Here is a 21281-nt window from a genome sequence, read left to right on the forward strand (position 1 = left end):
AAAAACGGGTCGCCTCTCGGCTGAAACGGCGGCAAAAAAGCATTTCGGCCGTGACCGACGATAGCTGTCGACTGGTGCACACTGTAGCCGACACGCCTTTTTCACCGCCACACAGACGACTCAGTATGCGAATCGCACGACTTCTGACGGACCGTGGACCGGTTACCGGCGAATACGTCGACGGCGTCATCCACGCTGACGATGGGCAGTACGTGGTTGGCCGCGACGGGCGGCTGCTCCCGCCGTGTGAACCGACCGCGCTGTACTGCGTCGGTCGGAACTACGCCGCTACGAACGACCAGATGGATTACGACCGCCCCGAGGAACCGGACTTCTTCATCAAGCCGCCGGCGGCGCTACTCGCCCATGAGCAGGACATTCCTTACCCGCCGTTCACCGATGAACTCACCTACGCAGGCGAGCTGGCCGCAGTCATAGACAAGCGGTGTCACGATATCGATCCCGCTGACGTTCCCGACGCGGTCAGGGGATACACGGTCCTGAACGATGTCGATGCGCTGGACCAGCAGGGTCGAACCGCGCGAAAAGCCTTCGATGGTTCTGGGCCGCTGGGGCCGTGGATCGAGACTGACGTTGATCCCACCAGCACCGATATGTACACGGACATCAACAATGAGCGCCGCCAGTCCGCCAACACCCGCGAGATGCTGTTCGGGCCCCACGAAGTTGTCGCGTACCTCTCGGAGCGGTTCACGTTCCGCCCCGGCGACGTCATCGCCTTCGGTAGCCCGGCCAACCCGGGGACTGTCGCGCCCGGCGACACAATCGAAATAACCTACGACGGCGTCGGCACGCTCCGGAACTCGGTTGTTGAGCCGTAGCGTCGACTGAGCACTAAAAACGCAGCAAAACGGCTTTTGAGGTCGTCTACGTGCAGAATGGTGGGCTTAGTAGTTGACTGGAATAAACTACTATCCGCTATACAAAATCACTGTAGCCGAGTCCGAATCGTTTCCGCGGTTTGCTCGCCGATACCGTCGATGGCCGTCAGTTCCTCGTCGGAGGCCGTCCTGACGTTGTCCACGCTGCCGAAGCGTCGGAGCAGTCGCTTCCGCGTCTCGGGGCCGATTCCGGGCACCTCGTCCAGCGTCGTCGACACGTCGTCCCGCAGCGTCTGGTGGTACTGCACGGCAAAGCGGTGTGCTTCGTCACGAACCCGCTGAAGCAGGTGGAGTTGCGGGGCGTCGTCGTCCCAGTCGTACACGCGGTCGGGCGTGATGACCATCTCCTCGTCTTTTGCGAGTGCGACGGCCGGCACGTCCCAGCCGGTCTCGGCCAGCGCGTCGCGGGCCGCCCCAAGCTGGCCGTCGCCGCCGTCGATGAGCAGCAGGTCCGGGTCCGGGCGGTCGTCCCGCCCTTCGATGGCACGCGCGGCCCGCCAGCGAACGAGTTCGCGCATGTTCGCGTAGTCGTCGTTTCGCTCGGTGAGCCTCTTCCGTCGGTAATCACTTTTCTCGGGCGTCTCGTCGACGAAGGTGACGTTCGAGCCGACGGCCGACCGGCCCTGGGCGTGGCTCACATCGAACCCCTCGATGCGGCTCGGGTGGTCGATACCCAGCGCGTCGGCCAGACGGCCGCTCTCGTCGTCGGTCCCGCCGCGCTGACGGGCGTTCTTCAGTGCGAGGTCGACCAGCGTCGCCTCCCGACCGGCCCCGGGCACCCCGAGCGTGACGCCCTCGCTTTCCAGCCACGCCTCGATGTCCGGGTCGGCGGGGGACTCGGCACAGAGAATCCGGTCCGGGAGGTCGCGTTCGGCGTAGTACTGCGGGATGAACGCCCGGTACACGCCGGCGGTTCCCTCGCCGTCTGGCGCTTCGAGCGTGTGGCGGTCCCGTTCGACGAGCTTGCCGCCCTCGGCGTGGAGCCGGGCGACGATGGCGCGCTCGCCCTCGATGGCGGCCCCGAGCACGTCCGTCGTCTGGGACCCCCCGGAGTCGCTGACGGCGGTGTCGCCCTCGCCGTGGAGCGCCTCGACGGCCCCGAGCTTGTCCCGGAGGTTCGCGGCGCGCTCGAACTCCTGGGCCTGTGCGGCAGCTTCCATCTCGCGGCGCAGCGGGTCCGCGAGAACGCCGGTCTCGCCTTCGAAATATCGGGTGACGGCTTCGACGTCCTCGGCGTACTCGGTCTCGCTGATCTCGCCGGTGCAGGGCGCGGTACAGATGCCCATCTCGTAGTCCAGACAGGGTCGGTCCCGGTTGCCGTACTTGTGGTCGGAACACCCCCGGAGCCCGTACGTCTCCCGCAGTGCCTTCACCACTGTCTCGACACGCCCCTTGTCGGTGAACGGCCCGTAGACGGTTGCGCCGTCCTCCGGGTCGCGTGTCACCTCGATTCGGGGGACGGCGTGGTCTGTCAGCTGGACCAGCGGGTAGGACTTGTCGTCTTTCAGCCGGACGTTGTAGGGCGGTCGGTGGCGCTTGATGAGGTTCGCTTCCAGCAACAGTGCCTGTGTCTCGGTGTCGGTGACGGCGAAGTCGATGGTCTCGGCCCGTTCGACCATCTTGGCGATGCGCTCGCTCCGCGGATCTGCGTAAGAGCGCACGCGGTCGCACAGGTCGACGGCTTTCCCGACGTAGAGGACCCGGCGCGTGTCGTCCCGGCCCTGTTCAAACAGGTACACGCCGGGCTCCCGTGGCAACGACCCCGCGCGTTCTCGGACCTCGTCGGCGTCCATTAGCTCAGGGTTGGTGCTCGGCGGGGTTGAACGTCACGGGAGCGGGTCGTCGGACGGCGGCTGTGCCGTCTCTTCGGCATCTGAAGTGGGCGTCTCGGGAACGATGGCGGCTTCGATCCGCTCGACGACGCTCTCGTCGTCTGGTGCGGCCAGTTCGATGTCGTCGTCACCGGCGACACGCACGACGAGCAAGCGGTCGCGACTCCAGAGATAGACTCCGAGAACAACGGCGGCAAAGGCCAGCGCAAGGCCGCCAAACAGTCGCATTAGGTCGTCAAGTTGCGCCATCAGCGTCAGCATCGTCTGGAGCATCCCGAGCATCCCACCGATGCCGACGGCACTCGCAGCACCGCCGCTGTCCAGTGAGACGTTGCCGACGAGGCTATCGAGACTGACGGTCATCCCGGCAGCTACCAGCACGATACCGACCACCAGCGCTTTCACGCCGAGTTCGAGGAACGACCAGTCGCCGCTCGTGGTAGCGTCGACGCCCTCGACGTTAGGGCGGTCGACCTGCCGGTAGTTCGGTCCCTCGCGGTCCGGCGTGAACACGAGGACACGGTGACTCGTCACGACGACGCCACCACGGTCCAGCCGAACGTCCGCTTCGATTGCCTCGCCGTCGTACAGGAGGCTCTCGGCCCGTGCGACCCAATCCATACTTCCCGTTTACTGTGGAGACGTGTATATTCTCCCCCCGTAACCGCTAACTGTGCCCCCTCGAACATGACAGTATGACCGCCGATCCCCGCTGCCCTCACTGCTCGGAGAAAGTCAGTGCGACCGCGACGTGGTGTATGCACTGCGGCCGGGACTTCGAGAGCCCGGTCGACGCCGGAACCGGGACAACGGTCCTTGATGCCGACGGCAGCCAGACCACGTCTGATCTTGAAGCGGCACTCAATGCCGGTGATCTCGACGGGATCCAGAACGCGCTCACCCAGAGCGACAACGGGCCGACAATCGTTGGTGTTGTCCTCGCCGGTATCGCCCTGTTCACGCTCCCACTCGTCTCGCCCCCGGGCGCTGCGCTGTATCTCCTTGTCGTCGCCGGCGTCGGAGCGATTGCTGCGACACAGCCGACGTTCGACGCGGCGCTCAGAATCGGCGGGAAGGCACTTGCGCTCGCTCCCTTCCTGCTGGTGTTCATCGACGTGTTCCTCGGATATCTGTTCAGCGGAGCGGTGGCGACCAGCGCGACAGTTCTGGTCGGTCCGGCGATTTACGCCGGGCTGGTCATGTACGGTATCCGCTGGTATCGTCGTCGCTGAGCGGTTTACGCTGGCTCGGTTGCGAGTCGGCGTGCATCTCGGCCAGCGTGTCGGCGACTTGCGCAACCGCTCTATCGGCGATAGCCGCTCGCTGGACGTCTGTGAGCGGGGTGTGGCGGCCCATGTTCGAACCTGATTGTCCAACTGATAAATACTTCGTGGCGAGGACAATTGATCTGTGCGTATTTTCCCCGTGAGCGGTCTACCCGTTCAGGACGCTCGCTGATTCGCTTGGTATCAAAACTACCATGCCTCCCGGATTCGAGAGTGTACCTACTACAGGTGGTTCTGTGACCGAAAAACGCGAATACAAAGACGAGTATCAGGACAAGACGCTGTATCTTCCGGGGCCGACAGAGGTGCGCGAGGACGTCATCGAGGCGATGGCCGAGCCGATGTTCGGCCACCGGATGGACCGGATGACCGATCTCTACACCACCATCGTCGAGGACACCAAGGAGTTCCTCGGTACCGACAACGACGTCATCGTGCTCACGGCGTCGGGCACGGAGTTCTGGGAGTCGACGACGCTCAACCTAGTCGAGGACAGCATGCTCGTGCCGACCTCCGGCGCGTTCAGCGAGCGCCAGGCCAACGTCGCCGAACGCCTCGGCAAGGAGGTCGACCGCATTGAGTACGACTGGGGCACGGCGGTCAAGCCCGAAGACGTCCGCGACGCACTGGAATCCGGCGACTACGACGCCGTCGGGGCCGTGATGAACGAGACCTCGACCGGCGTCCGCAACCCTATTGAGGAGATCGGCGACGTGGTCGCGGAGTACCCGGACACCTACTTCGTCGTCGACGCCATCTCCTGTCTCGGCGGCGACCAGATCGACATCGAGGCCCACGGCATCGACGCCATCTTCACGTCCACGCAGAAGGCCTTCGCCATGCCGCCCGGCCTCGCCGTCTGTGCGGTCAGCGACGACGCCTACGAGCGGGAACTGGAGAAGGAGTCGGCGTCGTGGTACGGCGGCTTCCAGCGCTGTCTGGACTACTACGACCGGAAGGGCCAGACCCACTCGACGCCGGCGATTCCGCTCATGCTCGCCTACCGCAAGCAGATGAAACACATGCTCGACGAGGGCCACGACGCCCGCGACCAGCGCCACCAGGAGATGGCCGAGTACACCCGCGAGTGGGCCCGCGAGCACTTCGACCTCTATCCCGAGGAGGGCTACGAGTCCCAGACGGTGACCTGCATCGAAAACACGCAGGACATCAACGTCGCCGAGACGGTCGAGGCCGTCTCCGAGGAGTATGACATGGTGTTCTCCAGCGGCTACGGCGACATCAGCGAGGAGAGTTTCCGTATCGGACACATGGGCGAACACACCGTCGAGAGTATCAGGGAACTAACCGACGCAATCGAAGACGTCGCCGATCTGTAACACCGGTGAAAACCGACGAAGACCGAAGCTATGGCTCGATCTGGAGACCGCTGCTGCTACCACTTGGCGTTTTCACAGTTTGATAATGCTGGGAAGACTATATTACTGCTTGCTACTTTGATGCAGATAGACAAACCGCATGAGTAAAAGTAACAGACAGAGTACGGACAGCGATACCGCAACACCGATGAACGTGACCAGAAAACAGCTCGACTGGAGCGAGACCCGACCGAGTGCGGCCGTGACCGAGTACATCTCCGCTATCACCGGGCGGGAACAGACTGATTTCGCACCGCTGTACGAGACTGTCGACCCCGAAGCGCTCGACTCGCTCATCGACTCCTCGAACCGTTCGACACCTGTCAGTATCTCGTTTGAATATGCCGACCACTCGGTCACTGTCCGAAGCGACGGGGAACTCGTCATCAAGGCCCCCAGTTCCAGTATCGGCCGATAGGCGGACGTTTCTGCACTATCTCTATCTCGTCATATCGGACAGTAGCCGTCGGAAACTCACTCACAGCTTTCGTCTGTTGTTCTCCCGACCTGAGGGGCGGAGCAGAGCCGTTTTTGTATACGAGACGTAACTCTGGGTCAGCATGACCACTGCCGAGGATGTCGCCGGGAACCCCTACATCTCCGATCCGCGGACCGAGTTCGAGTCCGTCGAGGACGTGGACGCCGAGACCGCTCGCGAGCAAGCCGCCCAGTTGCGCGAGGCCATTCGCTATCACGACTACCGGTACTACGTGCAAAACGACCCGGTCATCGGCGACCGGGCCTACGACGCGCTGTTTACCCGGCTCCAGTCGCTCGAATCGGTGTTCGACCTCGACACCGACGGCAGTCCGACCCAGCGCGTCGGCGGCGAGCCGCTGGACGAACTCCCCGACGTCGAACACGTCGCTCGGATGGGCTCTATCGATCAGGGTGGCGACGAAGCGGACGTGCGGGAGTTCGACGAGCGGGTCCGAGACGGACTCGACACCGATGAGGTGCAGTATTTCTGCGAGCCGAAGTTCGACGGCCTCTCCGTTGAGGTCGTCTACGAGGGCGGCGTCTACCAGCGGGCCGCCACCCGCGGCGACGGCGAGGTCGGCGAGGACGTGACCGAGAACGTCCGCACCATCGCCGCCGTCCCCCAGCGCCTGCGCGGCGACTGCCCCGAGTATCTGGCCGTCCGCGGCGAGGTGTACATCCCGCGGGACGCCTTCACGGCGTTCAACCGCGAGCGCGTCGAGCGCGGGGAGGACCCCTTCGCCAACCCGCGCAACGCCGCCGCCGGGACGCTCCGCCAGCTCGACCCGTCGGTGACCGCCGAGCGCCCGCTGTCGGTGTTCTTCTTCGGCGTCCTCGATGCCTCCGTCGACTTCGAGAGCCACAGCGAGATGCACGAGCGGTTCCCCGAGTGGGGGCTGCGGGTCTGTGACCGGACGGGCGTCGTCGGGGACATCGACGCCGCTATCGACTACCGCGACGCACAACTCGACGCCCGCGACGACCTCGACTACGAAATCGACGGCGTCGTTATCAAGGTCGATGACATGGCCGCCTGCGACGAACTCGGGTCGACCTCCCGCGCCCCGCGCTGGGCGTTCGCCTACAAGTTCCCGGCCCGCAAGGAGGAGACCACCGTCCGGGACATCGTCGTCCAGGTCGGCCGGACCGGGCGGCTCACCCCCGTCGCGCTCATGGACCCCGTCGAAGTCGGCGGCGTCACCGTCTCGCGGGCGTCGCTGCACAACCCCTCGCTCGTCGCCGACCTCGGCGTCGACGTGGGTGACCGCGTCCGCATCAAGCGGGCCGGCGACGTCATCCCGGATGTCGCCGAAGTGCTCGACGACGACGGCGACGGCCACTTCGAGTTCCCCGAGACTTGCCCGGCCTGTGACAGCCCGGTCGAGCGCGACGGCCCGATGGCGTTCTGTACCGGCGGCCTCACCTGTCCCGCCCAGCGCGAGCGCAGCGTCGAGCACTACGCCAGCCGCGATGCGCTGGACATCGAGGGCCTGGGCGAGAAGGCCGTCCAGCAACTCCTCGACGCTGGCCTCGTCTCCGACCCGGCGGACCTCTACGAACTCACTGTCGAGGATCTCACCGATTTGGAGGGGTGGGGCGAGACGAGCGCGACGAACCTCGTCGACAAGATGGACGCCGCCCGTGAGCCGCCGCTCGCGGACTTCCTCGTCGCCCTGGGCATCCCCGAGGTGGGATCGGTCACGGCCCGGAACCTCGCCCGGGAGTTCGGCACCTTCGAGGCGATACTGGAGGCCGCCGACGAGGGCGACACCGACGCCTTCGAGGCCGTGCCAGACGTGGGACCGACAGTTGCCCGCTCCATCGTGGAGTTCTTCGAGGGCGCGGGCAACCGTGCCGTCATCGACCGCTTGCTCGACCACGTCGACCCGCAGGCCGCCGAGGAGACGGGCGGCGACGCTCTGGACGGCCAGACGTTCGTTTTCACTGGCACACTCGACGGCTACACCCGCAGCGACGCACAGGAACTGGTCGAACGCAACGGCGGGTCGGCGACGACCAGCGTCTCCGGCAACACTGACTATCTGGTGCTCGGTGACAATCCCGGCCAGCGAAAACAGGATGATGCGGCCGAACACGATGTCGAGACGCTTGACGAGGCAGAGTTCGAAGCGTTGCTCGACGACGCCGGCGTGTAACTACAGGTCCTTGTTCTCGAAGACGTAGTAGCCGGCGACCAGCGGGGCGACCAGCCACAGCAGGAGATAGCCGATAACCGCGACAGTGCTGTACTGGGGCGGTAAGGCGGCGTTGGCACACTCGGCACCGGCCTGTGTCACTTCGAGCGTTCCACCCAGCATTTCCTCACACGTCACCTGCGGGTTCGACGTCAGAAGGAGCCGCGAGCGGATCGGCGAGCCCTGTAGTACCTCTTTGACGAGCGTGCGGTACGCTGCAATGGGGCTCAGCAGCGAAACGAACAGCTCGACGTGTAGCTGGGTCACTTGGTCGATGTTCGCGTGGTCCGACAGCAGGTTCCCGAGGCCGGCTCCGAGGTTCGACCAGAACACCTGCAGGTACACGTAGATTCCGAGCGATGCCGCCATCGCCCGGCGAGCGGTCTTTAGCGCCGCCGAGAGGCCGATAGCGAACGCCGTGAACACAACGCCGTATGTCATCGTGGCGAGCGCGAACAGCAGGAACGATTCCCACGCGATTTCGATTTCCGACGGGAGCAACACGAGCAGGGTCGTCAGGAACCCGACCGTCACCGGGATGAGCGTGATGGCGCTCCGGCCGACGAACTTGCCGGCGAGCAGTTCGCCGCGCGTGTACGGGAGCGACAGCAGTATCTTCAGAGAGCCGCGCTCGCTCTCGCGGGCAATCGCCGCGTAGCCGATGACGATTGCCACAGCGGGGAGCAGCGGTGCCGCAATCGGCAGCGCAAAGCGAACGTACGCGTCTGTCGTCAGCGACGCCCCGGCTTCGGCGAACTGCTGGCCGATGTTGAAATACAGGCCCAGCACCGCCGGCAGGGCGAACAGCACGATGAAGATGAGCGAGAGCACCCAGATCCACGGCGAGCGGACCGTGTCCCGGAACTCCTTTTTCGAGATGGGGTACCAGTCGGCGAACTCGGAGTTCTTGATGCTCGTATCGATGTCTCCGAGGAAGCGCTTGACGGGGTTCTGCTCGGCACTCATGCGTCGGCCTCCGCGCGATCTTGGTCTTGCTGCTCGGTGTAGGCGGCGAACACCTCATCGAGCGAGGCCTCCTCGGTCTCGAAGTTGGCGACCTCGCTCCCGCTTTCCTCGACAGCGTTAAGAACGGCCATCTTCGCGTCGCTGTCACAGCCGACAGTGAGCGTCGTTCCGTCCGCGGTTACCGTCGACACCTCGTCAAGGCCCTCGATAGCCGTGACCGCGGCGTCGGTGCCGTCGCCGTCAGCCAGTGTCACGCGGAGGACGGTATCTCCGGCAGCGGCCTCGCGAAGCCCGGAAACGCTGTCTTTCGCGATGAGGCGGCCGTTCTGGAGAATACCGACCGTGTCACAGACGGCCTCAACCTGACCGAGGATGTGACTGGAGAAGAAGACAGTCGCGCCGCGCTCGTTCTCCTCGCGGATGATTTCACGCATTAGCCGTGCTCCGTTCGGGTCTAGTCCGGTCGTCGGCTCATCGAGGATGAGGAGGTCGGGCTTGCCGACGAGCGCCATCGCCAGCACGAGGCGCTGTTGCATCCCCTTGGAGTAGCCGCCGGCCTTGCGGTCGAGGGCGTCGGCGATGCCGACCCGTTCGGCCAGTGCATCGGCGTCTTCGTCGGCATCTTTCGATTCGATGACAAAGGAGAGGTGTTGCCGACCGGTGAGCCGGTCGTACACGTCGTAGCCTTCGGGGAGGACTCCAGTGCGGGCACGGATTCGCTTCGGTTCTTCGTGGATGTCGTGGCCGAGCACCGTCGCCGACCCGTCGGTCGCGCGGACGAAATCAAGGAGGATGTTGATCGTCGTCGACTTCCCGGCCCCGTTCGGGCCGAGGAAGCCGAAGATTTCGCCCTCCTCGACGGTGAGGTCGACCCCTTGCAGCGCGGTGAGACTCCCGAACTGCTTGGTGACGCCATCCAGTTCTATCGCTGCCATACGGCCGGTTTGTGACGGCCGCGTGTATAGTCTTTCGTGTTCCAAATATCAATCAAAAAACTCGATAGACGGGCCGTAGCTGTCGAAACGCTCGCTTACACTTCGGCGTCGGGGTCGTGGCGCTCGGCCATCCGCTGGGCCTCCGTGGCGTAGCGCTCCTGTGTCTCCTCGTCGGTGACGGGTTCGAGTCGGTCGGGTTCGACGTCGATGGCCGCCGTAATCCGCTTGCGCCTGAGCAGGTTCGGCGAGAGCTGCTTGGTCAGATGGCGGTCGCCTTCCGGGGGCGCGTAGATGAGTGTCACCATGCGCTCATCGCCGTAACTGGAGCGTTCGACCAGCCAGCACTGGACCGTCTCCTCGTCGTCGGTCATTGCGGTATCGTTTGCGTGCCGGCGGTTTATATCTTACAACCCCCTCTCACATCGAAACCCCGAACTGCCGTCAACGGGTCACGTTCAGTCCCTGCTCGATGCCCGCGGTGTACGTCTCGTCGATGTCGATTGCGGTCCCGGCGTTGCGAACCGTGTTCGTCGCGACCACGCCCGCGTCGCCAGACCGGAGTCGGATGCCGGCCGCCGAGGCGTCGCTGACTGTGTTGCCCGTGATGGTGAAACTGTACGGGCGCTTCGCAGTTCGTGCGTCGGTGTTGTCCGCATCCGCTGGAACCGTGCGAGCAAGGATGCCGACCGGACAGTTGTCGACCTGATTGCCCGTGATGGTGATATCCGACGACCGGGCTTCGGGGGTCCCGGCTACCTCGTCACGGAGATGCGTCTCCTTGTACTCTATCTCGATGCCCGCCTCGCCGCCGGGGTCAGGTGCAAACTCGGTCAGGTCTCGACAGACATTCCCGACGATGGTTCCGCGCTGAGCCGGCGAACAGGCGATGAGGCTGTGGCCGCCGTCGACGGCGACGTTCCCGATGACGGCGAAGTTCGCCACGTTGTACGGAGCGATGTTGTTGAATTTCACGCCGACGACGCGGTTACCGGCGATGACAACGTCGCTTGACTGCCGGAGGTCCCGCTCGCTGCCGGTCGGTGCGGCCCGGCTGGTGATACCGTACCAGTTCGGATCGACAACCTCGTTGTGTTCAACCGTCACACCAGTACACCGCGTGAACGACAGGGCCATCTGGAAACCATTCACCGTCCGGTTGCGAGCGATATAGACGCCGTCGCACTGATCGGCCTGAATAGCCTGATTGTTCAGTTGCGTCCCGTCGGCGTCGAACTCGATATCGGTGATGGCAGTGTTATTACCGCGCACGCGGATGAGGTCGTGGCCGGCCGGTAGCGGGTTCGACTGGGATTCAGACGGCGCGGGGTCCTCGGCTGTGCCCGTCTGCGAGACAACGAAACGGGTTCCCTGTTGTCCAATCAATGCGGTGTTGTCGCCCATCGTTGCCGGTCCGCCAAAGCGGAAGGTGTCGGCGCTCGCCACAACGGCCCCGCCGCTGTCCGGCACGTTGTCGAAGGCATACTGGAACGCTTCATCGGCAGTCCCGCCGGTCGAGAACGCGACACCGCCGCTGCCGTCAAGCACCAGATACTCTGTCCCATTGCCGTTCCCGTTCGACTGGCCTGCTCCGGTCGTGACGAGATAGGCCGCTCCTACTCCCGCCAGCCCAGCGCCCGCCTGTGCCCGTCCGGCTCCGCTGAACAGTCCGATACCGGCTGCAGCACCGATACTCGACAGCACGGACCGACGTGTCGCCTGCCAGCCCGACTGCTGTGACCCAGTCCCACCGCCGTTTGTGTCAGTTGTCATGCACTTACAGCTGCCCGGCCGCTCGCAATAACCGCTTATAATAGCGGTCTGAATCATACGTACCGGTCAATACCTGAACTGTCCGGCACAGCTACCGCTGATTGGTGAGCTATTTGTTGTCGACGTAGCGTCCAGACGACAGAACAAGACGCCAGGCCGCACCCGCCCCGCCGCTGACAGCAGATTTATGCCGACAGCGCCGGGACGATACGATAATCCGACGTGGGCTCCGACGACTCGCCGTTCGACGACGTATCGGCAGACCGGGACTACCTCCGTGTCCTCCTCACTGCTGTGTGTGTCGTCGCTGTGGTGCTGGCGACGGCGACGCTCCCGGTTCTGGCACCCGGTGGGACACAGAGCCCGCTGGAGTCTCTTATTCCGCTTCCCCAGGAGAATCCGTTCGGTGAGGCTGGCGGGACCGCAGCCGGCGGCAGCGGCGGCCAGCTCGGCGCGCTGAACCCGGGGAGCCAGACCAGTGTCGGCGGCTCGCTTGGCGGCGGCGACAGTCCGTACCAGTCACAGAACACGGACCCGCATTTCACCGTCACGAGTTCGGAACCGGCATACTGGCGGACTGGCGCGTACGAGACCTACACCGGGACGGGCTGGGACGGGCGTGCGGACCCGCAGGCCTATCAGGGACCGATGGCGGTCGACGGGATGGCCGACTCGACGGTCGATTACGAGGTGCGACTGGCCAAGTCCGCCACGTCGCTGCCGACCGTCTGGCGGCCGAAATCAGTGTCTCGGGACGACGTGATGGTCACCGAGTACGGCGCGGTCACGTCCGAGCGACCGCTTCCTGCCGGAACGACATACAGCGCGACCAGCGTAACGGCTCCCGACGACCCAGCGGTACTTCGTACGAGCGGCTGGGATTACCCCGACACCGTCGAATCGCGCTACACGGGCGTCCCGGCGTCGACCTCGGCACAGGTGGGGCCGTTTACTGACCGACTGACCGAGGACAGCGATTCGCCCTACGAGACGGCAGCGACCATCGAGCAGTGGCTGGAGGCGAACAAGAACTACTCGCTAAACGTCAGTCAACCGCCCGAGGACGACGTAGCCTCGGAGTTCATCTTCCAGATGGACGAGGGGTACTGCGAGTACTTCGCCACGTCGATGGTGGTGATGCTGCGGAGTCAGGATATCCCGGCGCGCTACGTCGTCGGCTACTCCACTGGCGAGCGGACCGGCCAGAACCAGTACACCGTTCGCGGAATGAACGCCCACGCGTGGGTCGAGGTGTACTTCGAGGGCGTCGGCTGGGTGAAGTTTGACCCGACGCCGGGGCAGGAGCGTCTGGAATCCGAACAGCAGGCGATGCAAAACAGTAGTCAGGCCTACAGCGCATCGGAGTCCGGAAGTCCCGACGAGGAGTTCGCCGTCGGAACACCGACGGGCGAGACGCAAACCGAAGCCCCGACTGGCGATGAACAGGCGGCAGAGAGCGATGGAGTCGAGGGCACTGAGACGGGTGCAAACGGGGCCCGTGACGGCGACGAAACCGGCGACTCGGGCGACGGACAGACTGTCTCGCAGTCCGGCGAGTTCGTCATCGAACTCAATCGGACGGCGACGCCGGGCGCGGCGGTGGCCGCGACGGTGACACGCGACGGCGCCCCGGTCGAGGGCGCGATGGTCGCGTTCAACGGTGACCCGGTCGGAACGACAGGTCCGGACGGCACTGTTTCCGGGACCGTCCCTTACGAAGCCGAGCTGACGATTTCCGTTGAGGCACCCAGCAACGAGGAATCACTTGTCGCTCCCTCGGTCCCGCGTGACAGTGCTCGCGCCTTCGCCGTGGCCGGCCCGCAGGCCCAGCAGTCGACAAACGCGAGCTACGAACTGAACACGACCGCGTCGGTGAGTATCACCGGCGAACAGGTCACCGGCGGCGAGGTGACCGTCACTGCGACCGTCGACGGCGTGCCGGTGCGGGACGGGGATGTCCTGCTCAGTGGCGAGCAGGTGGCAACGACGGACCGGCAGGGGCGGGCAACGGTCACGCTCCCGACTGAACCCGGCAACGTCTCCGTTGCCGTCGAGCGCGACGCCGTCAGCGGTAACACAACTGTCGTGCTTGAGCGGCTCTCCGTAGCAACGTCGCCGTCGCTCCCGTTGGCCGTGCCCGTCGCTGGCCAGACGGTGAACGCGACGATGGGCGGGGACCCGGTCCCGAACGCCACAGTTGCCCTCGGCGGGGAGCCGACAGCACGCACCGGTGCGGCCGGTCGGGCAACCGTCGGGATGCCGGTCGCGGCAAGCGCCGAAATTTCCGTCTCTAAGTACGGACAGACGGCCACGACGACCGTTGGTGGTCTGTTCGTCAACGCCGCGGGCGTCGTCGGCGCTCTCGGTGTCCTCGTTGCCGGAACGGTCGTCGGCGCTCGGCGGCGGAACGTCACGCCGGGGACGCTCTGGGACTGGGTACGGGCCGTACGCGAACTTGCTGTCGGGGCGCTTGTCGGCGTTGCGGTAGTGGCCGATGACTTACTGGGCCGTTTCCGAACACGACTCGAACTCACTGTCACGGCGCTCCGTGACCTGCTCGCCGGCCACCGGTCGCCGGCGACACTGCTCGACGCGTTGCGAGCGTGGATTTCTGAACGACTCTCAGCAGCCGAAGACGCAGCCAGCGATGCGGTGGCGGTTGTCTCCACGACTGCATCCAACGAGGGCGACGGAACGCCTGCGGCTCGCGTCACCATCCGCGAAGCGTGGACGCGCTTCCTGACCCACGTTTCCCTTCGGCGGTACTGGACACGGACACCCGGTGAAATCGCGACCCACGCAATCGAACGCGACGGTCTCCCGCCGGCTGCGGTTCGGACGGTCCGGGATGCGTTCCGGGCGGTCGAGTACGGCCAGCGGGACCCACAGGAACACGTCGCGGCCGTCGAGGACGCGATCCGGACCATAGAGACGGCTGCCGGACAGCAGTCCAGTACGACCGACGACGCTGACGACGCAACGGAGGGGCAGGCCTGATGCGCCTCCGAACGGTCGTCTTCGGGACTGTGGGGCTGCTGGCGACCGCTGTCGCAGCCTCCCTTCTGTTTGCGCCGACGGCCGCCGGCGAGTCGCTGGTCGCCGTGGTCGGGAGTGTCGCCCCGACGACCGCCCTTCTCACTGGAAGTCTAACTGTGGGCCTCTGTGCGGTCCTCGCCGGCTGGCTCGGCGGGCTTCTCGGCGGTAGCTCGCCGACTACCTTCGACGTGGCCCTCGACAGTCCACCGGAAGACGTGACAGCGACGGAGAGCCGGCTGTTCGCCGCTGACATAGACGCGGCTATCGACGACGCTGTCGCTGGCGACGACGCGGCGATGGACACGGTTACCGAGCGACTTACCGCGGCAGCGACGACGGCCTACGCTATCGGAGCCGGCGTCTCGCAGGCGTCCGCCCATCAGGCAGTCCGTGCGGGGACGTGGACCGACGACGCCGTCGCGGCGGCGCTGCTCGCTCCCGACGAACCGCAGTCGCTGCTGGCCCGGCTCCGCCTGTGGCTCGACCCGGAGAGCGAGCGCCGCCGCCGCATCCGCCGGACCGTCGACGCTATCGAGCAGGTGTCTGGAGGTGAGCGCTGACGATGCACCGCCGCGTGCGGCGCTGGAGTGGCGGCCTCGCAGCCGCGCTGTTTCTCGTTAGCGTCTCGCTTCTGACCGCCGAGCCGCTGTTGCTCGCGGCGACCGCAATCCCGCTCATCTACGTCGCATACGGCTCGTTGTCTCGGGTCCCGGCGGGAACTGACCTGCAAGCGACACGGTCCGTCTCCGACGCCCAGCCGACGCCGGGCGAACCGGTTACGGTCGAGTTCACACTCGCGAACACTGGCGGCAGTTCGCTGACCGACGTGCGGGTCATCGACGGCGTGCCCGAGGAACTGGCCGTCGTCGAGGGGTCCCCGCGGCTCTGTACCTCGCTGCGGCCCGACGAGAGCGTGACGCTGTCGTACGCCGTGATGGCAAAGCGGGGGACCTACACGTTCGACGCCGCCGCGGTGCGGGTGCGGACGCTGTCTGCCAGCGACGAGGTGACTGTCGACCTGACAGTGGCCGGCGACGGGACGCTGACCTGCTCGAACACCGTTTCCGAAGTCCCAATGGCCGACGCCACGCTCCCGCGGGCGGGCACACTCCCGACAGACACCGGCGGGAGCGGCCTGGAGTTCCACTCGACGCGGAGCTACCAGCCCGGCGACCCGGTCAACCGCATCGACTGGCGGCGCTACGCAAAGACCGACGAGCTGACCACCGTCGACTACCGCGAGGAACAGGCCGTCAGGACGGTGCTGGTCGTGGATGCACGGCCGCCGGCCCGGGTGACGCCAGAGCCGGGGTACCCGACCGGAGCCGAACTATCGGCGTACGCGGCCGAGCGTCTGTTCGACGCGCTCTCCCGGACTAGCGTCGTCGCAAGCGTCTGTGCCGTCGGACTGGCCGAAGAAGATGTCCCCGGCGGGCTCGGGCCGGACGGGCTGGCGTGGGTCGACGCCTCGGGCGGTCACGCGGCTGCCCACGCGAGACAGATATTCGACAGCGTGGGCCGCGCCGCGGCCCGGCAGTCGGACGGCGAGACGGCCGATGACGCCGACGCGTCCGAGGACGGGCGACCACAGCAGTCCCGGGGCGAAGCGGCGAAGGTGACGACGGCTGACGGTGGCACCATCGAGGACCCGGCCCTGCTCGCCGTGCTCGCCCGACTCCCGCCGACCGCGCAGGTGGTCGTGTTCTCACCGGCCGCCGACGACTGGCCCGTCTCGCTGGTGTCGTCGCTCGCGGTCCGTGAGTACCCGACGACGCTCGTCAGTCCGTCGCTGGCCCGCGGCGACTCGCTTGGCGCGGCTGTCGCGAGTACCGAACGCGCCGCCCGCCTCCAGCGAGCCGAACTGTCCCGCGCGACCGTTATCGACTGGGACCTCGACAGCCCAATCGACGTGGCGCTTCGCGCCTCGCTTGCGGACCTGTTCAGCGTGTAACAATGGACACTCACACCACACTTCCGACCCGAATGCCCTGGACAAGCCTCGCCATCGTCGTCGGCGTGACGGCGTTACTGGTGGCGGCACTGCTGGAAACCGTGTCAGCCCATCGGGCCGCACTCGTCGGTGTGGCCACCGGCGTGTTGCTGGCGCTGTCCCTGTGGCTGAACGGCTGGGACCGCTGGCAGGCAGTCGGAACCGTTCTGGCTAGCCTTCTCGCCCTGCCGGTCGCCGTCGGGCTTTCCGTTGCCACTGGCGGCACAGTTGTCTCACTCGGTGCCGAACTGTTCCCTGCCCCCTCGCAGGCTGGCGTCCGACCGGCAGTCGTCACGCTCCTGTCGCAGGTGTTCGTCGTCCTCGGTTGTCTGACCGCTGTCTTCGGCGCGACCGCGGCTACCCGCGGTGTCGTCGACACTGAGCGGGTGGAGACCTACGGTGGCGTCGTCGTTCGGACGACCGCCGTACCGTTCGCTGTTGGCCTTGTGCTGTTTGCGCGTGGTGCCGTCGACTTCCTGCAGTCCAACGCCGGGACGCCGGGTATCCAGCAACTGACCGGCGAACTGCTCACACGGGTGCTGGACCCGATTTTCGACCCGGTCCCCGGGCGGACCCATATCACCATCTTCAGCCTGTTGCTCGCCCTCGCCGCCGCGGCACTGGCCCGCGGACTCGACGCCTTGCCGTTTTCCGAACTCGTCCCGGAAACGAGCGATGCGCCCGATGTCGACAGGGCCGTCGCCGCCGTCGAACGAACGCTCCGGTGGACGGGCCGACTCGCCCTGCTGGTCGCGCCGGTCGCCGGCCTGTTCGAACTGGGTCTCGGTCAGGAGTCATTAGCCGGACTGCTCCCGGTCGGGCTGTACGAACTCATCGTCGCAATCACAGCCGCACCGGGCCTTCGCGGCCTCCTCTGGTGGCTGTTCCTTATCGGGACGGTCGCCACAGTGGCTGTCTGGTTCCTCCGGCGGACGGTCCAGAGTTCGGCCGACCGCGTGGGGACCGTCCTCGCACCGTACGTCGGCGGCGGCGTCATCGCGCTGGCCGCGGTTGCGGTCGCGGGGCCGGCAGTCGATGCTCTCGAGACGGCGCTCCGGACGACGCCGGCCGCGCCGGCTGTCGAACAGTTCCTCGTTCCGATACTGGACGTGTACGGTCCGGAGACGGTCACGCTGGCGCTGGCCGTGGTGGCGCTGTTTTTGGCCATCGGCGTGACCGGACAGCTGTGGCTGGCGCTGGCGACGAATTACCTGCGTGCGCGGACGGCCGGCGTCACGCTCGCCGCGGCCGGTCTGTTCGGTGCAAGCGCGTTCGCCGCGACGCTTTCGACGCCGACGTGGCTGGTGCTCGGAGGTCTGGTCGGTGCCGTCGTCGTCTGGGACGCCGGGGCATTCGGGACGACGCTGAGACACGAGGCCGGTACCGGGGCCGCGACGCGCCGCACCGAACTCGTTCACACCGGCGGAACTGTCGGGGTAGGCGGCGTCGGTGCGGCGGCGACGCTGGGTCTCTCCGCCGTCGCCCGTGGTTCGATAGCTGTCGAGCCGTCGGTCGCCGTAGCCGGCCTCGTCGTCTGTCTCGTCGCCGTGTTGGCGCTGGTGGCTGCGATACGGTAGGCCCGCACCGAACAATCCATTGTGGTGTGGTGACAAGCCAGCAGTATGACTGACTGGTCTCCGCTGGGCCGAGCCAGAGCCAACGCGACGGAACTCGCCTCGCTGGGGGTCACCGGCTTCTGGCTCGTTGCTCTTTTTACCGGGCAGGAGTGGTGGCTCGCGGCGCTGCTCGTCGGATATGTCGTGGTCGTCCCGCTGACCGAACTGCTGTACGGTGAGCCGGACGAGGCGGAGGAAGATATCGAGGGAGCGGACTCAGCGCCGTCAAGCGATGCCAGTGACGAGTCACCGCTGGAGCGACTGCGCCGCCGGTACGCCGAGGGGGAACTGACCGACGAGCAGTTCGAGCGGAAACTGGGGCGGCTGCTGGAGACGGAGACACTGGAGGGCGTCGAGGACGCGACTCGGGACGAGTCGGAACGGGAGTTCGAGCGGAACTGAGGAGGTGTAGCGTCGCCGGTCGGTGTCGTTCTCACTCCGAGCGGGTGCCGGGCATCGATTTCTCCCGGTGAAAGCTATGGATTCCACCGCCAATCCTGCTGAGTCAGTGGGCGGCCATCGACGACAGGACGTTGAGGCAGTAGACGCCGGCGACGATGAGTGCGATCCCGACGACACCAACCGGGTCGACCGGTTCGTCGAACACGACGGTTCCGATGGCCGCGACACCGACGATACCCAATGCGGCCCACGTCCCGTAGACGACGCCGATGGGGAGTTCCTCTAAGGTCAGCGAGACGAGGTAGAACGCCGCGCCGTAGCCAAGGACGACGCCGAGGCTGGGAACGGGATTCGAGAACCCCTCCGAGAGCTTGAGCGCGGTCGTTCCGAGTAGCTCCGAGGCGATTGCGGCCCCGAGCAACACGTACGGATTCATACTGAGAACGCCGGCTGGCGGGGGAATGAACGTACTGAAACGCCCCGCCACTTTCGGTGTGTTTCGGCCGCTCGGCGGCTCTGGCGGCGCTGGCGGTGGCAGGGAACCCACGCGGGGGCGCTCCTCGCGCCGACCGCACCCGCGTCGAGGCCGGTCCTGTGAATCTTTGTACCGGCCGCTCGACCACCCGACGATGACCGAACTGGCCGAACTCGGGCTCTCGAACTACGAGGAGACGGCGTATCGGACGCTGCTGGTGACCGGTGCGGTGTCCGCGAGCGATCTCTCTGACGCGAGCGGCGTCCCTCGGGGACGGATCTACGACGTCCTCAACGGCCTCGAAGCCCGCGGGATAGTCCAGACCCAGCCGACCGACCCGACGCGGTACACCCCCGTCGACCCGGAGACGGTCGTCGACAGGCTACTCGCGGAGCGGACCCGCGAACTGGCGTCGGAGCTCGATCGGTACCGGTCCGTCGCCGCGTCCGTCAGGGCGGACCTCCTGCCCACACCGCCCGTCGACAGCAGTTTCTGGCTCGGATCGCTCGGAAGCGAGGAGATGCGGGCGGCGATGAGACGGCACGTCAGGACCGCCCGAGAGCACGTCCGGGCGACCGTCGGTCCGCCGTACGAGCGCGCGTCGTGGGAGACGTTCCAGACTGAGGTTGACGCGTTTCTCGACGGCGTGGACAACGGTGTACGGGTCGATCTGCTCTGTAGCGAGGCGGTACTCGACGTGCTTCCCGAGTCGTTCCCCGACCTGCTCGCCGACCGCAACGCGGCGGTCCGGGCGGTGCCGACGGTCGGGGTCTCCTTCGACGTGATCGACGCCGCGGCGGTGACGGTCGACGTTCCGGACCCGCTCTCGCCCGCCGACAGGCTCGGCGTGGTCGGGATCACCGATTCGGAGGTCGCGGCGGCGTTCGAGGCCCGCTTCGAGCGACTGTGGGCCGAGGCGGAGCCGCTGCTGGGGCGGTAATCCGGAACCGACCGGCGGTGCCCGGTCTCAGCGGCCGGGGCTGACTGCGGGCACCTCGACGCGGTCAAGCACGTCCTCGACGACGGTCGCCGGGTCGACCCCGCGAACGCCCGCGTCGGCGGTCAGGACGAGTCGGTGGGCGAACGCCTCCTCGACGACGCTCTTGACGTCGTCGGGGACAGCGTAGTCGCGGCCGTCGAGGACCGCGGCGGCGCGAGTAGCCTCGAACAGCCGCTGGATGCCACGTGGGGAGACGCCGACCTCGACGCGGTCGTCCTCGCGGGTGGCCCGGCCGAGCTCGACGACGTAGTCCCGGAGCGTGCCGTCGACGGTGACCGATTCGACTGTCCGCTGGAGCGCCGGCAGGCGCTCGCCGTCGATGACGCTGGTGACGCTCGGAGCCTGTGCTGTCCGGTCTGCCCGCCGGTCGATGAGTTCGCGTTCGCCGCCGAAGTCGGGGTAGCCCATCGACGTTTTGACGATGAAGCGGTCCCGCTGGGCCTCGGGCAGGCCGAAGGTCCCTTCTTGTTCGACGGGGTTCTGCGTGGCGATGACGAAGAACGGGTCGGGGAGGTCGTGGGTCACGCCGTCGACGGTCACCTGCTTCTCGCCCATCGCTTCGAGCAGCGCGGCCTGCGTCTTGGGCGGCGCGCGGTTGATCTCGTCGGCCAGCACGACGTTGGCGAAGACGGGGCCGGGCTGGAAGTCGAACTCGCCGGTGGCCTCGTTGAACACGTTCGAGCCGGTGATGTCCGACGGCAGCAGGTCCGGCGTGAACTGCACCCGCTTGAAAGAGAGGTCCAGCGCCGTCGCGAACGACTGGGCGGTGAGCGTCTTCCCCGTGCCTGGCACGTCTTCCAGCAGGACGTGCCCCCGAGCGAGAATCCCGGTCATGACGGTTTCGAGGAAGTGGTCGTCGGCGATGACGGCACTGCCGACGGCGTCGAGAATCTGTCGGCTGGTTCGTCCGGCAGTGTCGTGGTCCATACCGGCGTGTAGATAGCCACCGACAAATACCCTCTCCCTCGGTTCCACTGGCCGGCGGGCCGATACCGTGCTATCCTATCACAATAAGAG

General features: G+C 66.2%; 20 protein-coding genes. 11 read left to right on the plus strand and 9 right to left on the minus strand.

Features of this window, described 5'->3' with window-relative positions:
• The first annotated feature begins 125 nt into the window (after positions 1-125).
• Complete coding sequence (locus DVK01_RS07520) at positions 126-842, plus strand: fumarylacetoacetate hydrolase family protein (protein ID WP_121536223.1); 717 nt, start codon at positions 126-128, stop codon at positions 840-842.
• A gap of 107 nt (positions 843-949) precedes the next feature.
• Here DVK01_RS07520 and DVK01_RS07525 read toward each other — a convergent pair whose 3' ends face one another.
• Together DVK01_RS07525 and DVK01_RS07530 are read right to left on the minus strand one after the other, a co-directional pair.
• A complete protein-coding gene (locus tag DVK01_RS07525) occupies positions 950-2695 on the minus strand; it encodes an excinuclease ABC subunit C (protein ID WP_121536225.1) in 1746 nt (581 codons plus the stop codon).
• Positions 2696-2728: 33 nt separating this feature from the next.
• Positions 2729-3355: a hypothetical protein gene (locus DVK01_RS07530; RefSeq protein WP_101349066.1), complete on the minus strand. Its 627-nt coding sequence runs from the start codon at positions 3353-3355 to the stop codon at positions 2729-2731.
• Positions 3356-3492: 137 nt separating this feature from the next.
• Here DVK01_RS07530 and DVK01_RS07535 point away from each other — a divergent pair, with 137 nt between their 5' ends.
• Positions 3493-3966 (plus strand): hypothetical protein, encoded by a 474-nt coding sequence (locus tag DVK01_RS07535; RefSeq protein WP_101349067.1) that lies wholly within the window; start codon positions 3493-3495, stop codon positions 3964-3966.
• Here DVK01_RS07535 and DVK01_RS21820 read toward each other — a convergent pair.
• Complete coding sequence (locus tag DVK01_RS21820) at positions 3932-4090, minus strand: hypothetical protein (RefSeq protein ID WP_157829422.1); 159 nt, start codon at positions 4088-4090, stop codon at positions 3932-3934. The two genes, DVK01_RS07535 and DVK01_RS21820, sit on opposite strands and share 35 nt — an antisense overlap.
• 166 nt (positions 4091-4256) lie before the next feature.
• Between DVK01_RS21820 and DVK01_RS07540 the strand changes: the two genes are divergently transcribed.
• From DVK01_RS07540 to ligA, 3 genes are all read left to right on the plus strand, one after another.
• A complete protein-coding gene (locus DVK01_RS07540) occupies positions 4257-5360 on the plus strand; it encodes an alanine--glyoxylate aminotransferase family protein (RefSeq protein WP_101349068.1) in 1104 nt (367 codons plus the stop codon).
• Between the two features lie 139 nt (positions 5361-5499).
• On the plus strand, positions 5500-5817 hold the full coding sequence (locus tag DVK01_RS07545) for a HalOD1 output domain-containing protein (protein ID WP_232794509.1): 318 nt from the start codon (positions 5500-5502) through the stop codon (positions 5815-5817).
• Between the two features lie 142 nt (positions 5818-5959).
• The gene (ligA, locus tag DVK01_RS07550; RefSeq protein WP_121536227.1) at positions 5960-8035 is read left to right on the plus strand and encodes an NAD-dependent DNA ligase LigA; all 2076 of its coding nucleotides are present in this window, start codon (positions 5960-5962) and stop codon (positions 8033-8035) included.
• On the opposite strand, the gene DVK01_RS07555 is transcribed toward ligA, so the two are convergent.
• The 4 genes from DVK01_RS07555 to DVK01_RS07570 all read right to left on the minus strand — a co-directional run bounded on the left by DVK01_RS07555 (position 8036) and on the right by DVK01_RS07570 (position 11745).
• Positions 8036-9040: an ABC transporter permease gene (locus DVK01_RS07555; RefSeq protein WP_121513641.1), complete on the minus strand. Its 1005-nt coding sequence runs from the start codon at positions 9038-9040 to the stop codon at positions 8036-8038. It abuts the gene before it with no gap.
• Entirely contained in the window at positions 9037-9975 is a 939-nt protein-coding gene (locus DVK01_RS07560; RefSeq protein WP_101349073.1) for an ABC transporter ATP-binding protein, read from the minus strand. The genes DVK01_RS07555 and DVK01_RS07560 overlap by 4 nt, the downstream gene beginning before the upstream one ends.
• 95 nt (positions 9976-10070) lie before the next feature.
• Positions 10071-10346, minus strand: a complete 276-nt coding sequence (locus DVK01_RS07565) for a hypothetical protein (RefSeq protein ID WP_121536229.1) — start codon at positions 10344-10346, stop codon at positions 10071-10073.
• Positions 10347-10416: 70 nt separating this feature from the next.
• Positions 10417-11745 (minus strand): right-handed parallel beta-helix repeat-containing protein, encoded by a 1329-nt coding sequence (locus DVK01_RS07570; protein WP_233562754.1) that lies wholly within the window; start codon positions 11743-11745, stop codon positions 10417-10419.
• Positions 11746-11967: 222 nt separating this feature from the next.
• Between DVK01_RS07570 and DVK01_RS07575 the strand changes: the two genes are divergently transcribed.
• The 5 genes from DVK01_RS07575 to DVK01_RS07595 are packed head-to-tail and all read left to right on the plus strand — an operon-like array spanning position 11968 to position 18789.
• Positions 11968-14742, plus strand: coding sequence for a transglutaminaseTgpA domain-containing protein (locus DVK01_RS07575; protein ID WP_121536231.1), 2775 nt, complete (start codon positions 11968-11970; stop codon positions 14740-14742).
• Positions 14742-15341 (plus strand): hypothetical protein, encoded by a 600-nt coding sequence (locus DVK01_RS07580; protein WP_121513922.1) that lies wholly within the window; start codon positions 14742-14744, stop codon positions 15339-15341. Before DVK01_RS07575 ends, DVK01_RS07580 begins: the two co-directional genes overlap by 1 nt.
• Before the next feature lie 2 nt (positions 15342-15343).
• Entirely contained in the window at positions 15344-16732 is a 1389-nt protein-coding gene (locus DVK01_RS07585; RefSeq protein ID WP_121536233.1) for a DUF58 domain-containing protein, read from the plus strand.
• A 2-nt stretch (positions 16733-16734) separates the two neighbouring features.
• Complete coding sequence (locus tag DVK01_RS07590) at positions 16735-18348, plus strand: hypothetical protein (RefSeq protein ID WP_101349078.1); 1614 nt, start codon at positions 16735-16737, stop codon at positions 18346-18348.
• Between the two features lie 45 nt (positions 18349-18393).
• Positions 18394-18789: an SHOCT domain-containing protein gene (locus DVK01_RS07595; protein WP_121513919.1), complete on the plus strand. Its 396-nt coding sequence runs from the start codon at positions 18394-18396 to the stop codon at positions 18787-18789.
• Between the two features lie 103 nt (positions 18790-18892).
• On the opposite strand, the gene DVK01_RS07600 is transcribed toward DVK01_RS07595, so the two are convergent.
• Positions 18893-19225 carry a multidrug efflux SMR transporter gene (locus tag DVK01_RS07600; RefSeq protein WP_058993047.1) on the minus strand — a complete coding sequence of 111 codons (333 nt, stop codon included), beginning with the start codon at positions 19223-19225 and terminating at the stop codon, positions 18893-18895.
• A 193-nt stretch (positions 19226-19418) separates the two neighbouring features.
• Between DVK01_RS07600 and DVK01_RS07605 the strand changes: the two genes are divergently transcribed.
• On the plus strand, positions 19419-20204 hold the full coding sequence (locus tag DVK01_RS07605) for a TrmB family transcriptional regulator (protein ID WP_232794512.1): 786 nt from the start codon (positions 19419-19421) through the stop codon (positions 20202-20204).
• A 27-nt stretch (positions 20205-20231) separates the two neighbouring features.
• On the opposite strand, the gene DVK01_RS07610 is transcribed toward DVK01_RS07605, so the two are convergent.
• On the minus strand, positions 20232-21191 hold the full coding sequence (locus DVK01_RS07610; RefSeq protein WP_121536235.1) for a MoxR family ATPase: 960 nt from the start codon (positions 21189-21191) through the stop codon (positions 20232-20234).
• Between the last annotated feature and the right edge of the window lie 90 nt (positions 21192-21281).

It is taken from the genome of Haloarcula sp. Atlit-120R (assembly GCF_003665885.1).
Taxonomy (GTDB): domain Archaea; phylum Halobacteriota; class Halobacteria; order Halobacteriales; family Haloarculaceae; genus Haloarcula; species Haloarcula taiwanensis.

Coding starts and splice junctions, on each gene's coding strand:
- DVK01_RS07520 (WP_121536223.1), top strand. CDS start 126: ATGCGAATCGCACGACTTCTGACGGACCGTGGACCGGTTACCGGCGAA.
- DVK01_RS07525 (WP_121536225.1), bottom strand. CDS start 2,695: ATGGACGCCGACGAGGTCCGAGAACGCGCGGGGTCGTTGCCACGGGAG.
- DVK01_RS07530 (WP_101349066.1), bottom strand. CDS start 3,355: ATGGATTGGGTCGCACGGGCCGAGAGCCTCCTGTACGACGGCGAGGCA.
- DVK01_RS07535 (WP_101349067.1), top strand. CDS start 3,493: ATGCACTGCGGCCGGGACTTCGAGAGCCCGGTCGACGCCGGAACCGGG.
- DVK01_RS21820 (WP_157829422.1), bottom strand. CDS start 4,090: ATGGGCCGCCACACCCCGCTCACAGACGTCCAGCGAGCGGCTATCGCC.
- DVK01_RS07545 (WP_232794509.1), top strand. CDS start 5,500: ATGAGTAAAAGTAACAGACAGAGTACGGACAGCGATACCGCAACACCG.
- ligA (WP_121536227.1), top strand. CDS start 5,960: ATGACCACTGCCGAGGATGTCGCCGGGAACCCCTACATCTCCGATCCG.
- DVK01_RS07555 (WP_121513641.1), bottom strand. CDS start 9,040: ATGAGTGCCGAGCAGAACCCCGTCAAGCGCTTCCTCGGAGACATCGAT.
- DVK01_RS07560 (WP_101349073.1), bottom strand. CDS start 9,975: ATGGCAGCGATAGAACTGGATGGCGTCACCAAGCAGTTCGGGAGTCTC.
- DVK01_RS07565 (WP_121536229.1), bottom strand. CDS start 10,346: ATGACCGACGACGAGGAGACGGTCCAGTGCTGGCTGGTCGAACGCTCC.
- DVK01_RS07570 (WP_233562754.1), bottom strand. CDS start 11,745: ATGACAACTGACACAAACGGCGGTGGGACTGGGTCACAGCAGTCGGGC.
- DVK01_RS07580 (WP_121513922.1), top strand. CDS start 14,742: ATGCGCCTCCGAACGGTCGTCTTCGGGACTGTGGGGCTGCTGGCGACC.
- DVK01_RS07585 (WP_121536233.1), top strand. CDS start 15,344: ATGCACCGCCGCGTGCGGCGCTGGAGTGGCGGCCTCGCAGCCGCGCTG.
- DVK01_RS07590 (WP_101349078.1), top strand. CDS start 16,735: ATGGACACTCACACCACACTTCCGACCCGAATGCCCTGGACAAGCCTC.
- DVK01_RS07595 (WP_121513919.1), top strand. CDS start 18,394: ATGACTGACTGGTCTCCGCTGGGCCGAGCCAGAGCCAACGCGACGGAA.
- DVK01_RS07600 (WP_058993047.1), bottom strand. CDS start 19,225: ATGAATCCGTACGTGTTGCTCGGGGCCGCAATCGCCTCGGAGCTACTC.
- DVK01_RS07605 (WP_232794512.1), top strand. CDS start 19,419: ATGACCGAACTGGCCGAACTCGGGCTCTCGAACTACGAGGAGACGGCG.
- DVK01_RS07610 (WP_121536235.1), bottom strand. CDS start 21,191: ATGGACCACGACACTGCCGGACGAACCAGCCGACAGATTCTCGACGCC.